We start from the raw sequence: 14,351 nt of genomic DNA, 5'->3' as shown, positions 1-14,351 counted from the left end.
GTCATTCCATGTTCCGCAAGGTCCTTATCGCCAATCGCGGCGAGATCGCCGGGCGTGTGATCCGCACGCTCCGGCGGCTCGGCATCGGGTCGGTCGCGGTTTATTCCGAAGCCGATCGTTTCACCGCTCCCGTACTGGCGGCGGACGAGGCCCACTACATCGGGCCCGCCGCCGCGCGGGAGAGCTATCTCAACATCGGCGCCATCATCGAGGCCTGCCATGCCAGCGGCGCCGAGGCGGTGCATCCGGGTTATGGCTTCCTCTCCGAAAATGCCGCTTTTGCCGAAAGGCTGGCGGCGGAGGGCATTCGCTTCATCGGCCCGCGTCCGGAACATCTGCGCGATTTTGGCCTGAAGCACACTGCGCGCGAGATTGCCGAGCGCTCCGGCGTGCCTCTGCTGCCGGGCAGCGGCCTTCTGGCCAGCGCGGCAGAGGCCGTCAGCGCCGCCCGCAGCATCGGTTATCCGGTGATGCTGAAAAGCACAGCGGGCGGCGGCGGTATCGGCATGCAGCTTTGCCATGACGAGGCCGACCTCACCGCCAAATTCGAGGCAGTGCAGCGCATGGCCGGCGCCAGCTTCGGCGATGCGCGGGTTTATCTGGAGCGCTTCGTGGCGGTGGCGCGCCATGTCGAGGTGCAGATTTTCGGCGACGGCAAGGGCCGGGTGGTGGCGCTGGGAGAGCGCGACTGCTCGCTCCAGCGCCGCAACCAGAAGGTCGTGGAAGAAACGCCAGCCCCGCAATTGCCCGATGCCGTGCGCCAGCGCCTGCATCAGGCCGCTATCGCGCTGGGTGAGGCGGTTTCGTACGAATCCGCCGGCACGGTGGAGTTCATCTACGACGTTGCCCGGCAGGATTTTTCTTTCCTGGAGGTGAATACCCGCCTGCAGGTGGAGCATCCGGTAACCGAAGCCGTTTTCGGCGTCGATCTGGTCGAGTGGATGATCCGGCAGGCCGCCGGCGAGCTGGTGCTGCCGGAGCAGGCGGCGCTGAAGCCCAAGGGCGCCGCCATGGAGGTGCGCCTTTATGCCGAAAATCCGCAGGCCGATTTCCGCCCGTCAACGGGCCTGCTAACGGAGGTGTCGTGGCCGCAAGGCGTGCGGGTCGATGGCTGGGTGGAAACCGGCACCGACGTTACCGCCAACTACGACCCTATGCTGGCCAAGCTGATCGTTGCCGGCAAGGACCGGGGCGAGGCGCTGGCGAAGCTGCGCAGCGCCCTGCAGTCAACCGCGCTTCATGGCATCGAGACCAATCTCGATTATCTCGGCGCCATCGTCGCGGCGCCGGCTTTTGCCGCCGGGGAAGTTTCAACCGGCTTCCTGCGTGATTTTGCCTTCACCCCGCGCGCCATCGAGGTGCTGGTGCCGGGCGCACAGACCAGCGTGCAGGACTGGCCGGGCCGGCTCGGCCTCTGGCATGTCGGCGTGCCGCCTTCAGGCCCGATGGACGAGCGTTCTCACAAGCTTGCCAACCGGGCAGTCGGCAACCCGGAAGGGGCGGCGGCCCTTGAATGCACCATGACCGGACCGACGCTGCGTTTTCACACCGATGCGGTGATCGCCCTTGCCGGTGCGGTGATGGCGGCAACCCTCGACGGGGCGCCGGTGCCCTGGTACCAGCCGGTGGCGGTAGCGGCCGGTCAGGTGCTGGCACTGGGGGCCATTATCGGGCCGGGGCAGCGCACCTATCTGGCGGTGCGCGGCGGGATTGATGCGCCGCTTTTTCTGGGCGCACGGGCCAATTTCAGCCTCGGGCGGTTCGGCGGCCATGCCACCGGTACGCTCCGGGCGGGTGATGTGCTGAAAGTGGCACTGTCCGCGCCGGTCGCCGAGCCTGTCGCCATTGCGCCGGACGACCAGCCGGAATTGGTGAAGGACTGGCAGATCACGGTGCGCTCCGGCCCGCACGGCGCGCCCGACTTCTTTACCAACGCCGATATCGAAACCTTCTTTTCCAGCCGTTACGAGGTGCATTTCAACAGTGCACGCACCGGCGTGCGGCTCATCGGCCCGCAGCCTGAATGGGCGCGGCCCGATGGCGGGGAGGCGGGGCTGCACCCCTCCAACCTGCATGACAATGCCTACGCCATCGGCGCCGTCGATTTTACCGGCGACATGCCGATCATCCTTGGCCCGGATGGCCCCAGCCTTGGCGGCTTTGTCTGCCCGGCGGTGATCGCGCGGGATGAGCTGTGGAAGATGGGCCAGCTACGCCCCGGTGACGGGGTGCGGTTTGTCGAGGCGGAAGGTTATGCCGCCCCGGCTGCGCCGCGGATCAACCGGAGCGCAGGCGGGGTGCAGGACCCGGTGCTTACCCGCAGCACGGCAGGGCCGGTACCTGTCGCCTACCGGCGGGCCGGCGATGACTACCTGCTGGTGGAATATGGCCCGATGGCGCTCGACATCGCGCTGCGCCTGCGCGTGCATCTGCTGGCAGATGCCGTGCAGCAGGCAGGCCTGCCGGGCCTCATCGACCTCACGCCGGGTATCCGCTCGCTGCAAATCCATTTCGACAGCTCGGTCCTCTCCGGGGCGCGCCTTCTGGCGGCGCTTCAGGAAATGGAAGCGGGGCTCGGCCGGGCGGAGGATGTCACGGTGCCGGGCCGTACCGTCTGGCTGCCGCTGTCCTGGAATGATCCTTCCGTGCAGCTGGCAATGCGCAAATATCAGGAGCTGGTGCGGCCGGATGCCCCCTGGTGCCCGGACAATATCGAGTTTATCCGCCGCATTAACGGCCTTGGCTCGGCGCAGGATGTGAAGCGCATCGTCTTCGATGCCGAGTATCTGGTGCTGGGGCTGGGGGATGTCTATCTCGGCGCGCCGGTGGCAACGCCCATCGACCCGCGCCATCGGCTGGTCACCACCAAATACAATCCCGCCCGCACGTGGACGCCGGAAAATGCCGTCGGCATCGGCGGGGCCTATCTCTGCGTCTATGGCATGGAGGGGCCGGGCGGGTACCAGCTCTTTGGCCGCACCGTGCAGATGTGGAACAGCTGGCGCACCACGCCGGAATTCACTCCCGGCCATCCGTGGCTGCTGCGTTTCTTCGACCGTATCCGTTTCTTCCCGGTGGACGGGCAGGAACTGGCGGAGGCGCGGGAGGCGTTTCCGCACGGTCGCTATCCGATCCGCATTGAGGACACGCCCTTTTCCTATGGTGATTACGCCGCTTCGCTCACCCGTGAGGCTGCCGGCATCGCTGCCTTCAACGCCACCCGGCAGGCCGCCTTCGAGGCGGAGCGAGCGGACTGGAAGGCGCGCGGGCTCGATAGTTTCGTCAGCGATGAAGGCACACCCGCCGAAACCGACGCACTGGCAGTGCCGGAAGGGGCAAGCGCGCTTGCCGCACCGGTTACCGGCAATGTGTGGAAGGTGCTGGTGGAAGAAGGTGCCAGTGTCGAGGCCGGCCAGCCGGTCGTGATCGTTGAATCCATGAAGATGGAAATGTCCATTCCCGCTCCGGTCAGTGGCCGGGTGACGGGGCTTCGTTGCCAGCCGGGCCGCACCGTGCGTGCCGGCGATGTTCTTGCCATTATCAAGGGAGCTGCCTGATGCTGCCGGCCTTTCTCGACATCTCCACCCTCAGCGAAGGTTACCGGGCCGGGCGCTTTACCCCGACGGATGTGATCGAGGTGGTGATCGCCCGCATCACGACCCATCCGGACAAGGCGGTATGGATCAGCCGTTTTGACGATGCCGCCTTGCGCGCCGCAGCCCGGGCGCTGGAGCTTGCCGGCCCGCCCGGTGCGGACCAGCCGCTCTGGGGCATTCCCTTCGCGGTGAAGGACAATATCGATGTGGCAGGCCTTGCCACCACGGCGGCCTGCCCGGCCTTTGCCTATCAGCCGGCGCAAGATGCCTTCGTCATCGCACGGCTGAAGGCGGCGGGTGCGCTCGTCATCGGCAAGACCAATCTCGACCAGTTCGCCACCGGCCTTAATGGCAGCCGTTCGCCCCATGGCGCGCCGCGCGCTGTCTTTAATGCCGACTATGTCTCCGGCGGCTCCAGCTCCGGCTCCGCCGTCGCGGTTGCCAGCGGGCAGGTGAGCTTCGCACTTGGCACCGACACGGCAGGTTCGGGTCGCATTCCCGCTGCCTTCAACAACCTTGTCGGCATCAAGCCCACGCGCGGCCTCGTCTCCTCAACCGGCCTCGTGCCGGCCTGCCGCAGCCTTGATTGCATTACCGTGCTGGCCGGCAATGCTGGGGACGGCGATCTGGTGCGCCGGACCATGCAGGGCTTTGACGGGCAGGATGCCTATTCCCGCCCCATGACCCCGGCGCCGTTGCCGGCGGAAGGCTGGCGCTTCGGTGTACTGGGCAAGGCCGAGCGGGAGTTTTTTGGCGATAGCCAGATGGAAGCGCTTTATGACGCCGCCATCGCCCGGGCCGAGGCGCTGGGAGGCCGCAAGGTGGAGATCGACTACAGGCCCTTCCGCGATTGCGCCCAGCTGCTTTATGGCGGCCCGTGGGTGGCGGAGCGGCTGGCGGCAATCGAGGCCTTTGCCGATGCCCATGCCGCGGAGATGGACCCGACAGTGCGCGCCATCGTGGAGGGCGCGCGCAACTATGACGCCGTCTCCGCCTTCCGCGGCGCCTACCGGTTGGAAGAGCTGCGCCAGCTGACCGCGCTGGAATGGGCAAAGATGGATGTGCTGCTGCTGCCCACGGCCCCGACCGCCTACAAGGTGGCTGAGATGCTGGCCGATCCCATCACCCTCAACAGCAATCTCGGCCGCTATACCAACTTCGTGAACTTGCTCGATTGCAGCGCCGTTGCCATTCCCGCCGGTTTTGGACGGGACGGGGTGGGCGGCGGCGTGACGCTGGTGGCCCCTGCCTTTGCCGACGATGCGCTTGCCGCGCTGGCAGACCGCTTGCACCGGTGCAGCCCTCAGGGCATGGGCGCCGAGACATCGGCGGTACTGCCGATGGCTTCCCGTCTGGCGCGACCGGCGGACGGGCGTATCGAGGTGGCCGTGGTGGGGGCGCACCTCACCGGCATGCCGCTCAATCACCAGCTGACGGATGGGGGCGGTTTCCTGAAGCGCAGCTGCCGCACGGCCCCGGACTACCGGCTTTATGTACTGCCGGACACCGTGCCGGCCAAACCCGGCCTCGTGCGCGAGCCCGGTTTTGCCGGGGAGGGGATCGCCGTCGAGGTCTGGTCCCTGCCGGCCGCCGCTTTCGGCGCCTTCGTTGCCGCCATTCCGGCACCGCTGGGCATCGGCAAGCTGACGCTTGATGATGGCAGCATCGTCAGCGGCTTCCTTTGCGAAAGCCACGCCGTGGTAGGCGCGCGTGAGATCACCCAGCTGGGCGGCTGGCGCGCCTATATCGGTCAGAAACTGGCGTCGTGATGAAATCCGGTTACGAAACCAGCATCACCAGATCGGTGTAGGGAACGATCTGGGTATCGGCCGTTACGAGGCGCAACGGCCCACAAAGGGCCTGAGCAACCAGCAACCGGTCGAAGGGATCCCGGTGGAGGAGTGGAAGCTCCTCCACCTTTTCGGCAGCGTCGCTGCGGATCGGCAGTGCTTCAAAGCCGGTGGCCAGTGCCGTGCGGGTCACATGCCCGGGGCGATGATCGAAACTTACCCGTCCAAGCCTGACCTTGATGGCGATTTCCCAGATGCTGGCGGCGCTGAAGAAAATATCATTGCCGGTGTCTTCCAACAGGTCGCGCGTGGCCGGGGACAGCCGGGACGGATCGTTCAGAGCCCAGATCAGTATGTGGGTATCGAGCAACAGACGCATCAGGGGCGCTCGAAGCCCGCAAGGATATCGTCCGGCAAGGGGGCGTCGAAGTCGCCGCTCACGCTGATCTTTCCGCTTAGCTGGCCGAGTTTGCGCCGCGGTTTGGCCGTTGCCTCTGCCAGCGCAACCAGCCGCGCAACCGGCTTTCCTGCCCGTGCGATCACAATTTCCGTACCGCTCGCGGCTTCATCCACAAGCCGGGAGAGGTGGGTTTTGGCAGCATGAATGTTGATGGTGGGCATAAGAATGACCGGACTAAGTTTAGTCTGATTGTTCTAGTCGTTATTTTGGTAAATGAACAGGGCGGCCAGCGGACATTCAGCTCTCGCCGTGGAAATGTTCGTAGATGCTGCGGGCCATGGCGGTGCTGATGCCGGGGGCGGCTTCCAGATCGGCAAGGCCGGCACGGGCGACCGCCTTGGCCGAGCCAAAATGGTGCAGCAGGGCCTTCTTGCGCGTGGGGCCGACGCCGGGGATGTCGTCGAGCGGGGAGGCGCTGATCTGGCGCTGGCGTTTGGCGCGGTGCCCGCCGATGGCCCAGCGGTGGGCTTCGTCGCGCAGGCGCTGCAGGTAATAGAGCACCGGATCGTTGATCGGCAGCTGAAACGGGTCGCGCCCGGGCAGGAAAAACTGCTCGCGCCCGGCATTGCGGTCCGGTCCCTTGGCGATGGAGACCAGTGGCAGGTCGGTAATGCCCATCTCCTCGATCACGCCCATCACGGCATTGAGCTGGCCAAGGCCGCCATCGATCAGCACAAGGTCGGGCCACTGGCCTGCGCTGCGGTCGGGGTCTTCCTTGATGGCGCGGCCGAAGCGGCGGGTCATCACCTCGCGCATCATGCCGAAATCGTCCCCCGGCTCCAGGTCGGGGTTCTTGATGTTGAAGATGCGGTAAGCCGTCTTCATGAAGCCTTCCGGCCCCGCCACCACCATGCCGCCGACGGCATTGGTGCCCTGGATGTGGCTGTTATCGTAGATCTCGATGCGTTCGGGCGGGCTGTCGAGGCCGAAGAGCTCGGCAACACCGGCGAGCAGCTTCGCCTGCGCGCTGCCTTCGGCCATGCGCCGGGCCAGCGCCTCGCGCGCATTGGCGGCGGCCATGTCGATCAGGCGCTTCTTCTCGCCGCGCTGCGGCTCCAGGAGCTCGACGCGATAGCCGGCTTTCATGGTCAGCGCTTCTTCCAGAAGCCCTGATTCTTCCGGCATCAGATTGACCAGCACCTGACGCGGCGGCTGCTTGTTGTCGTAGAACTGGGCAAGGAAGGCGGCCAGCACCTCGGCCGCCGTCTCGGCCTTGTCGTGGCTGGGGAAATAGGCGCGGTTGCCGTAATTGTAGCCGCCGCGCACGAAGAAAACCTGAAGTCCGACCTGGCCGCCCATCTCATGCGCGGCAACGATATCGGCATCCTCCACGCCCTGGACGTTGATGTCCTGATGGCCCTGGATGGCGGTGAGGGCGCGGATGCGGTCGCGCAGCTGGGCGGCGGTTTCGAAATCCAGCTTTTCGGAAGCCTGCTGCATCTCGCCGGCCAGTTCGCTCTGAACCTCGTTGCTCTTGCCGGACAGGAACTCGCGCGCCTGGGCAATCTGGTGGGCGTAGGCCCCCTTGCTCACCTTGTCGACGCAGGGGGCGGTGCAGCGCTTGATGTGGAATTGCAGGCAAGGCCGGGTGCGGGTGGCAAACACGCTGTCCGAACAGTTGCGGATCATGAAGGCCTTTTGCAGGGCAATCAGCGTGCGCGCGACAGCGCCGGCGGAAGCGAACGGTCCGAAATAATCCCCCGGCCGGGTGCGGCTGCCGCGATGCTTCAGCAACTGGGGGAAGTCGTGATCCCCCGTCAGGTGGATATAGGGAAAGCTCTTGTCGTCGCGCAGCAGCACGTTGTAGCGCGGCATCAGCCGCTTGATCATGTTGCTTTCGAGCAGCAGCGCTTCCACCTCGGTGTGGGTGCGCACGAACTCCATGCTGCGCGTCTCGGCCACCATGCGCTGCAGGCGGATGGGCAGGCGCTGGATCTGTGTATAGTTGGTAACGCGGCGCTTGAGGTCGCGCGCCTTGCCTACATAAAGGGCATCGCCGGTCTCCGCGATCATGCGGTAAACGCCGGGCGCCGTCGGCAGCGTTGCCAGATGGGCGCGGATGATGGCCACCCCCTCCTCCAGCGAGGCGCGCGGCCTTGCGGCGCGGGTACGGGCGGCAGGGCTGCGGGCCTGGGCATGCACAGCCTCATCCGGCGTCTCCACGCCGGCCGGTGCCGTTTCGCTCAGCTTGTCACCGGCTACGCGCCGGTCCTTCCTGCCGCTCACCATGCTATTCCCGCTGGGGTTTCCGGCCCCGTTATAGCCGGATTGAAATGAACAAGACGGGAACCATATCCACTTATCAGTATCCGCCTATTCTTTCGGTCATAGTTCTCCACGGAATCTGTGGATAAGTGTGTGGAAGAATCCGGGACATGCAGCGCGAATCGCTGGGAGTCTGCGGCCCCCTCTAGATTGGCTATTTCTTGTGCAGATTTATAAGTCATTGATAAATAACAATTTAATAGGGTTTTGAGGCGATTTTGGCGGCTAGGCACAGGATTTCAGCCTTGGCAACAGCTCCTGCGCAAAAAGATCTCCGGCTTTTGTGTAAAACATCGGGGGCGTTTCCCCGCCGCCGGCGCTTTTACGGAATCAGATCAAAGACCCAATAATCTCCAGACGCTTAGCATTGTGTGCGGCCTGTCCGGCCCTTATTCCGTCGCGATGAAACCGGCCTTCGGCTGGGCGTAACCCAGATGCTCGCCTGAATCGACGGCGATCATCTGGCCGGTGACGGAGGGGGCGGAGAGCAGATAGCGCACCGCCGCGCACACCTCTTCCGGCTCCACCTTGCGCTCAAGCGCCGTGCTTTCCCACTGGGCACGGAAATGCTGATCGCTCTGGCGTTCGTTCTGGATGGTGGGGCCGGGGCCGACGGCGTTGACGCGTACGCCCGGCGCCAGCGCCATGGCGAGGGTCTGCGTCATGGTCCAGAGCCCGGCCTTGGAGAGGGTGTAGGAGAAGAAGCTTGGCGCGAGATTCAGCACGCGCTGGTCGACGATGTTGACGATGGCGCCGCCGGTTGCTTCCGGCACCTGCAGGGCAAATTCCTGCGACAGGATGAAGGGCGCCCGCAGGTTGACGTCCATATGGGCGTACCAGCTCTCCCGCGTCACCGTCAGCGCCTCGTCGCGCTTGAACAGGCTGGCATTGTTGACTAGGGCGGTCAGCGGCCCCAGCTCTTCCCGGGCGCGGGAGACCAGCGTTTCCACCTCCGCCTCGTTGGCAAGGTCGGCCTGCAGAGCGACAGCGCGCTTGCCCTGCAACTCCAGCCGCCGCACCAGCGCCTCGGCATCGTCGCGCGAGTGGTTGTAGTGCACGGCGACCGACCAGCCATCATCCGCAAGGGCCTGCGCGATGGCGGCGCCCATGCGTTTTGCGGCGCCGGTCACAAGCACGTTCTTGCGGCGAATCTCGGCCATGTCGGCTCTTTCTCCCTTTGGCTGGCTGCCTTGCCCTGAAGGCGGGCGGTCGCTGTGCTCGTTGCCGATACGTCCGCCCGCCGCTCCCGGATCAGCGGGCCGGGTCGAGCTGGCTCACGATCCGTATATCGCCCTCCAGCGCCCGATGCACCGGGCATTTGCCGGCAATCTCCATCAGCCTTGTGCGCTGCTCGTCATCCAGCGGGCCCTTGAAGGTGATGAGGCGGGTGAATTGTTCGATAACCCCGCCGCCTTCCGCCGGCACGCGGGCGTGGCTTACATCCACCTCGACGCCCTCCAGCGGCCACTGCTTGCGGTCGGCATAAAGCCGCACCGTCATCGAGGTGCAGGCGCCAAGGCCCATGCACAGGAAATCGAATGGAGCAGGCCCGGCATCGGCGCCGCCGGCATCCACCGGCTCGTCGGCGGTGAGGGTGTGCCGGCCGCTGGTAATGGTCTGGCGCAGGCCGTCATTGGAGACGATATGGGCGTGATGCGACATGGCGGGTTCCTGTTCTTATGGGTCAGGGATGGGGCGGTGTATCCCGTCTTTTCGATAGGCCCCTGGGCGCTGCCGGGATTGCAGTATCGTGCTTCCGGCACCTGACTATATGGGATGCGACGAGCGGGTGCGACAAGGGCACAGGCGCGGTGATAGCTTGGGTACCAAAGGGGGGCGGAGCCGCCCCGAAACACGAACAATGAAACCGCGGAGGAAGAGCGCTCCGCGGAAACGAGTGGGGACGCTTCATGAATCTCTGGTTGCGGGTGCTGGGCGTCATCCTGGGCACGCTGTTTTCGCCCCGCAGGCATTTTACCGACGATTTTGAGCTGTGGTTCCGCGTCTGGCCGACCGACCTCGACACCAATCTGCACATGAATAACGGCCGGTACCTGTCGGTGATGGATCTGGGCCGGCTCGACATGATCCTGCGCATGCGCATGGTGCCCGTTATCTGGCGCGAGCGCTGGATGCCGGTGATCGCTTCCGCGCAGGTGCGCTGGCGCCGCTCGCTCGCCCCGTTCGAGCGCTATCGCCTCACCACGCGGCTCGTCGCCTGGGAAGATCGCTGGTTCTTCATCGAGCAGCGTTTTCTCGACCGCCGGGGGCGGTTATGTGCCGTCGCGCTGGTCAAGGGCGCGTTCCGCGGTCGCCACGGTGCCGTGGCGGTGCGGGAGGTGATGGGGGCGGCCGGCGAATGTATGGATTCGCCCGAGCTGCCGGCCGATATCCGCCAGTGGAGCGAGGCCGAGCAGGCGCTGCGCCGCCGCACCAATGCCGAAGCGGGCGAGCCGGTAGAAGCGGCAGGGCCGGAGATGTAGGGGGAGAGCGCCGTTAGTCGAACAGGGCGTCGATCTCGTTCTGGCTGGTCCCGTGTTTTTCCGCCGCCGGGCCGGTCAGTACGGTGCCATCGCGCGAGGCGTGGCGCTCTTCACCCACCGGAATGTGGTCGAAGCTGTCCTTGCCCAGGTTGCGGATGATGGCGTTCATGTGGTCCTCGATCTTGAGGAACGTATCGACCACCTTGGTCACGCGCTGGCCGGTCAGGTCCTGGAAATTGCAGGCCTCGAAAATGCGGGTGATCTCGTTGATGAGATCTTCCGCCTCCTCGGGAGAAATGCGCGCGTCCGGCCCGCGCGACACGACATCCATGATCTTTTCTGCCGCTGACAGGATGCCGGCCGTGGCGCCCTGGGTGGCGCTGATGATCTCGTCCAGCTCGAACATCGCGAGCGCCAGCTGGTCTTCATTGGCGCGCGGATGGCGAATACCAGCCAGTTCGACCTTGGCCATTTCCAGCTTGTTGGCGAGCTCGTTCATCGAGGTGTCGATGAGCTGGCTGGTTTCGGCTGCACGGTCGGCAACGGCATTGATGGTGGAGACATGGCCACCGACCTCGTCACCCAGCGTGGCGATGCGCAGGTTGATGGCATCCTCGACACGGGCCACTTCCACCGACACGGCTTCCGCCACCATCTGCTGCAGCTGCGGTTTCAGCGCCGTGGCCAGTGCCTCAGCCAGGGCTGCGATCTGATCGCCGGAAAGAGGGGCACCGGAAGCGGAGGAGGAGCTGGCCACCGTCAATTCATCCCGTCTGTTGGTTGCCCGTCACCACGCGGGCGATCTTGTGCCGGGATGTTAGCAGGCAAAGCGATGAGGGGGCAGCCAAAAGGCGGGGCAATTTTCCGGTGCAAAAGAAGTAGCCCCCTGCCCGTTTGCTGTATTCCGCCCATCCAGCAGATCTATAGAAAAAGAAAAGAGGGCGCCCCCCGGTTCGGGAAGCGCCCTCTTTTGTTTCAGCCGGCCGAAACCGACAGATGGATCAGAGCGGAACGTCGATCTGATTCTGGTAGGAGTCGAGATAGGCCTTGCCTGCCGGCGAGGTGCAGGCAACAGAGGCAGTCGACCACTTCACGTCGTCGATGATCTTGAGCTTGGCACCCGGGCTCAGCTCGCCATTCGGATCGGTGAGAGCTTCAAGCTTCTCGTTGATCGCGTCCTGCTGGGCCTGCGTCGGGTTGGCCATCGCGCACTTGATCTTCATCTGAACGGCGCTGCGATAGTAGGTGTACTTGCCTGTCGGCGTGTCGGGGATCATGGGGGCGGACTGCGCCATGACGGCGGCAGAGCCGAGCCCGACGGCAGCGGCGATACAGGCGGACAAAACGAGCTTCTTCATAGTCAGCTACCCTCCGGCAAGAATTCATCTTCCAGAACCTAACGCCAGATGCCCCGGCATGGTTCAACCGGTACTACTGTAGTCGTTTGAAAGCGGCGAAGCGATGGCATCTTGCAGCCTTGGGTTGGGCATAAATGCGACCTTGAGTGGCCAGCTTTTCCGCCGCCTTCAAAGCCCCGGACAGGCGGACATCCGGTCTATGCAAAGCTGTGTCGGCGTGCCCTCTCCAGGGGCGCCATAGCCGTCGAAAAGCACGTTCGAGGCATGGCCGCCTGCATCCATACGGATGCTCGTGCGGCACATGCGTTCGACCGACTGCCGGCCGAACGGGGTGGAGAGTTCGACCGGCCCGAGACCGAGCGTGCTGCCACCCACATACCGGGTCTCTTCTTTCTTCCAGACGAAGAGATTGCCGTTACTGGCATCGGGCGGCCCGGCGCAATCGACGAGCTGCTGCTGGCTGAGGCCGAGGAGGGCCTGCTGCGCCTTTTGTGCCCGGTCGGCCGGGGTGGCGCAGCCAGCCACTATCAGGCAGGTGGCGAGCACCGGCAGGGCTAGCGGCCTCATGCACCGTACTTCTGGATCAGCTGCTCGATCTTCACCGCCATGTCTTCCTTGGTCGTGCCATAGGGGATGACGTCGAGGAATTCGCCCTGCTTGCCCATGACATAGATGAAAGAGCTGTGATCCATCAGATAGGCGCTGGCATCGCCATCCTTGGCGGGAACCTTGTTGTAGTAGACGCGAAATTCCCGGGCGACGGCGGCAATCTGGTCGGTCGTGCCGGTCAGGCCGACAAGGCGCGGGTAAAAGAGCGGCACGTAATCGGCCATGACCTTCTGCGTATCGCGCTCCGGGTCGATAGTGATGAAGACCGGCTGGATGCTGTCGGCGGTTGCCTTGGGCAGACTGTCCAGCGTCTGCGCGATGGTCAGTAGCTCCGTCGGGCACACGTCCGGGCAGAACGTGTAGCCGAAATAGATGAGCTCGAAGGAGCCGGCATAGTCCTTCTGCGTCACCGGTTTGCCATTCTGATCGGTCAGCGAGAAATCGCCGCCAATGCCGCCGGTGGTGGCAATGGAAGGGCCGTTGCCGGACGCGATCCGCCCGCCCAGCTGCCAGTTGAGGATCAGCGCGCACAAGGCGACAGCGAGCACCAGCACGACGGCAATGATGATGAGGCGGGAAGTCCTGGACATGGGCTGGTCTGGCTCGGTCAGTTAGGGCAGGCTCGCCGAATGGTAACGGCCGTGCGGTATATCCATCAATGCGCGAACAGGGAAGTGCGCCGCGGGTGAGACAATCGGTCCAACGGCTTTATCATCCCTTGACGCATAAGGGGGGACAATCGGGGCAACAAGGAGGACGAACCCTTGAAGATCGGCATTGTGGGCGCAGGTTTCGTCGGCAGTACGGCTGCCTATGCCATGGTTATGCGCGGTATCGGCAGCGAGCTGGTGCTTGTGGACCTGTCCCGGGCCCGCGCCGAGGCAGAGGCGCAAGATATCCGCCACGCCACCCCCTTTGCGTCTCCGGTCCGGGTGCGGGCGGGCGGTTATGCCGATCTTGCCGGGGCCAGCCTTGTGGTCATCAGCGCCGGCGTCAACCAGAAGCCGGGCGAATCGCGTCTCGATCTGCTGCAGCGCAACTATTCCGTCTTCGAGGCGGTGATTGCCGAGATCATGACCTATGCACCGGGCGCTCTGCTGGTGGTGGCAACCAACCCGGTCGACATCATGACGCATGCAGCACTCAGGATTTCACGGCTGCCGCCGGAACGGGTGATCGGCTCCGGCACCATGCTGGACAGCGCCCGTTACCGCGCGCTGATCGGTAGCCATCTCGGTGTCGCCCCCAGCTCGGTTCATGCCTATGTGCTGGGGGAGCATGGCGACAGCGAGGTGCTGTGCTGGTCTTCTGCCATGGTGGGTACCCTGCCGCTGGCCTCCGTCGCCCACCAGATGGGCAAGCCGCTTACGGCGGAACTCAAGGAGGAGATCGATGCCGGCACGCGCGGTGCCGCCGGCACCATCATTGCCGGCAAGGGCGCAACCTATTACGGCATCGGCGCCGGCATCGCCCGGCTTGCCGAGGCGATCATTCATGACGAGCAGGCGGCGCTTACCGTCTCCTGCTTCACGCCGTCGGTGGCTGGGGTCGAGAAGGTCTGCCTCTCCCTGCCGCGCATCGTGGGGGCAAATGGCGTTGCCGACACCTTGATGCCCTCGCTCGACAGCGCGGAAGAACATGCGCTGGCCCGCAGCGCGACCATCCTGCGGCAGGCGGCCGACAGCATCGGTTTGTGAGGCATGGCGCCTCTCAGTCTTGCCCCCTCTTGCGGGCGGCGGCGTCCTGTGGTCGGTTCGTGCAACGCAGGTTGCTCCCTTCCCGGCGGGACG

The 14,351-nt window shown here is 64.9% G+C and carries 13 protein-coding genes; 4 read left to right on the top strand and 9 right to left on the bottom strand.

Annotated elements, in window-relative coordinates:
- Positions 1-8: 8 nt before the first annotated feature.
- Complete coding sequence (uca, locus tag QTL98_RS18105) at positions 9-3,557, top strand: urea carboxylase (protein WP_445679862.1); 3,549 nt, start codon at positions 9-11, stop codon at positions 3,555-3,557.
- Positions 3,557-5,365: an allophanate hydrolase gene (atzF, locus tag QTL98_RS18100; RefSeq protein WP_445679861.1), complete on the top strand. Its 1,809-nt coding sequence runs from the start codon at positions 3,557-3,559 to the stop codon at positions 5,363-5,365. Before uca ends, atzF begins: the two co-directional genes overlap by 1 nt.
- A gap of 10 nt (positions 5,366-5,375) precedes the next feature.
- Here atzF and QTL98_RS18095 read toward each other — a convergent pair whose 3' ends face one another.
- The 5 genes from QTL98_RS18095 to QTL98_RS18075 form a co-directional block, all read right to left on the bottom strand.
- Entirely contained in the window at positions 5,376-5,765 is a 390-nt protein-coding gene (locus QTL98_RS18095) for a type II toxin-antitoxin system VapC family toxin (protein ID WP_445679860.1), read from the bottom strand.
- On the bottom strand, positions 5,765-6,007 hold the full coding sequence (locus tag QTL98_RS18090) for a type II toxin-antitoxin system Phd/YefM family antitoxin (RefSeq protein ID WP_445679859.1): 243 nt from the start codon (positions 6,005-6,007) through the stop codon (positions 5,765-5,767). The genes QTL98_RS18095 and QTL98_RS18090 overlap by 1 nt, the downstream gene beginning before the upstream one ends.
- A gap of 76 nt (positions 6,008-6,083) precedes the next feature.
- Entirely contained in the window at positions 6,084-8,075 is a 1,992-nt protein-coding gene (gene uvrC / locus QTL98_RS18085; protein ID WP_445679858.1) for an excinuclease ABC subunit UvrC, read from the bottom strand.
- A gap of 425 nt (positions 8,076-8,500) precedes the next feature.
- Entirely contained in the window at positions 8,501-9,271 is a 771-nt protein-coding gene (locus tag QTL98_RS18080; protein ID WP_445679857.1) for an SDR family oxidoreductase, read from the bottom strand.
- Between the two features lie 91 nt (positions 9,272-9,362).
- On the bottom strand, positions 9,363-9,773 hold the full coding sequence (locus QTL98_RS18075; protein ID WP_445679856.1) for an OsmC family protein: 411 nt from the start codon (positions 9,771-9,773) through the stop codon (positions 9,363-9,365).
- 248 nt (positions 9,774-10,021) lie between these two features.
- Here QTL98_RS18075 and QTL98_RS18070 point away from each other — a divergent pair, with 248 nt between their 5' ends.
- The gene (locus QTL98_RS18070; protein WP_445679855.1) at positions 10,022-10,594 is read left to right on the top strand and encodes a thioesterase family protein; all 573 of its coding nucleotides are present in this window, start codon (positions 10,022-10,024) and stop codon (positions 10,592-10,594) included.
- Between the two features lie 13 nt (positions 10,595-10,607).
- Here the strand turns inward: QTL98_RS18070 and QTL98_RS18065 are convergent, their stop codons facing one another.
- The 4 genes from QTL98_RS18065 to QTL98_RS18050 form a co-directional block, all read right to left on the bottom strand.
- Positions 10,608-11,351: a protein phosphatase CheZ gene (locus QTL98_RS18065; protein ID WP_445679854.1), complete on the bottom strand. Its 744-nt coding sequence runs from the start codon at positions 11,349-11,351 to the stop codon at positions 10,608-10,610.
- A gap of 244 nt (positions 11,352-11,595) precedes the next feature.
- Complete coding sequence (locus tag QTL98_RS18060; protein ID WP_445679853.1) at positions 11,596-11,952, bottom strand: hypothetical protein; 357 nt, start codon at positions 11,950-11,952, stop codon at positions 11,596-11,598.
- A gap of 168 nt (positions 11,953-12,120) precedes the next feature.
- Positions 12,121-12,519, bottom strand: a complete 399-nt coding sequence (locus QTL98_RS18055) for a hypothetical protein (protein WP_445679852.1) — start codon at positions 12,517-12,519, stop codon at positions 12,121-12,123.
- Complete coding sequence (locus QTL98_RS18050) at positions 12,516-13,151, bottom strand: SCO family protein (protein WP_445679851.1); 636 nt, start codon at positions 13,149-13,151, stop codon at positions 12,516-12,518. The genes QTL98_RS18055 and QTL98_RS18050 overlap by 4 nt, the downstream gene beginning before the upstream one ends.
- A 174-nt stretch (positions 13,152-13,325) precedes the next feature.
- On the opposite strand from QTL98_RS18050, the gene QTL98_RS18045 reads away from it, so the two are divergent.
- The gene (locus QTL98_RS18045) at positions 13,326-14,258 is read left to right on the top strand and encodes an L-lactate dehydrogenase (protein ID WP_445679850.1); all 933 of its coding nucleotides are present in this window, start codon (positions 13,326-13,328) and stop codon (positions 14,256-14,258) included.
- Positions 14,259-14,351: the final 93 nt, after the last annotated feature.

It is taken from the genome of Radicibacter daui (assembly GCA_030657355.1).
GTDB classification, from domain to species: Bacteria; Pseudomonadota; Alphaproteobacteria; order Radicibacterales; family Radicibacteraceae; genus Radicibacter; species Radicibacter daui.
This window is presented reverse-complemented; position numbering and strand designations above follow the sequence as displayed.

Coding starts and splice junctions, on each gene's coding strand:
- QTL98_RS18075 (WP_445679856.1), bottom strand. CDS start 9,773: ATGTCGCATCACGCCCATATCGTCTCCAATGACGGCCTGCGCCAGACC.
- QTL98_RS18050 (WP_445679851.1), bottom strand. CDS start 13,151: ATGTCCAGGACTTCCCGCCTCATCATCATTGCCGTCGTGCTGGTGCTC.
- uca (WP_445679862.1), top strand. CDS start 9: ATGTTCCGCAAGGTCCTTATCGCCAATCGCGGCGAGATCGCCGGGCGT.
- QTL98_RS18080 (WP_445679857.1), bottom strand. CDS start 9,271: ATGGCCGAGATTCGCCGCAAGAACGTGCTTGTGACCGGCGCCGCAAAA.
- QTL98_RS18070 (WP_445679855.1), top strand. CDS start 10,022: ATGAATCTCTGGTTGCGGGTGCTGGGCGTCATCCTGGGCACGCTGTTT.
- QTL98_RS18090 (WP_445679859.1), bottom strand. CDS start 6,007: ATGCCCACCATCAACATTCATGCTGCCAAAACCCACCTCTCCCGGCTT.
- QTL98_RS18060 (WP_445679853.1), bottom strand. CDS start 11,952: ATGAAGAAGCTCGTTTTGTCCGCCTGTATCGCCGCTGCCGTCGGGCTC.
- QTL98_RS18095 (WP_445679860.1), bottom strand. CDS start 5,765: ATGCGTCTGTTGCTCGATACCCACATACTGATCTGGGCTCTGAACGAT.
- uvrC (WP_445679858.1), bottom strand. CDS start 8,075: ATGGTGAGCGGCAGGAAGGACCGGCGCGTAGCCGGTGACAAGCTGAGC.
- atzF (WP_445679861.1), top strand. CDS start 3,557: ATGCTGCCGGCCTTTCTCGACATCTCCACCCTCAGCGAAGGTTACCGG.
- QTL98_RS18055 (WP_445679852.1), bottom strand. CDS start 12,519: ATGAGGCCGCTAGCCCTGCCGGTGCTCGCCACCTGCCTGATAGTGGCT.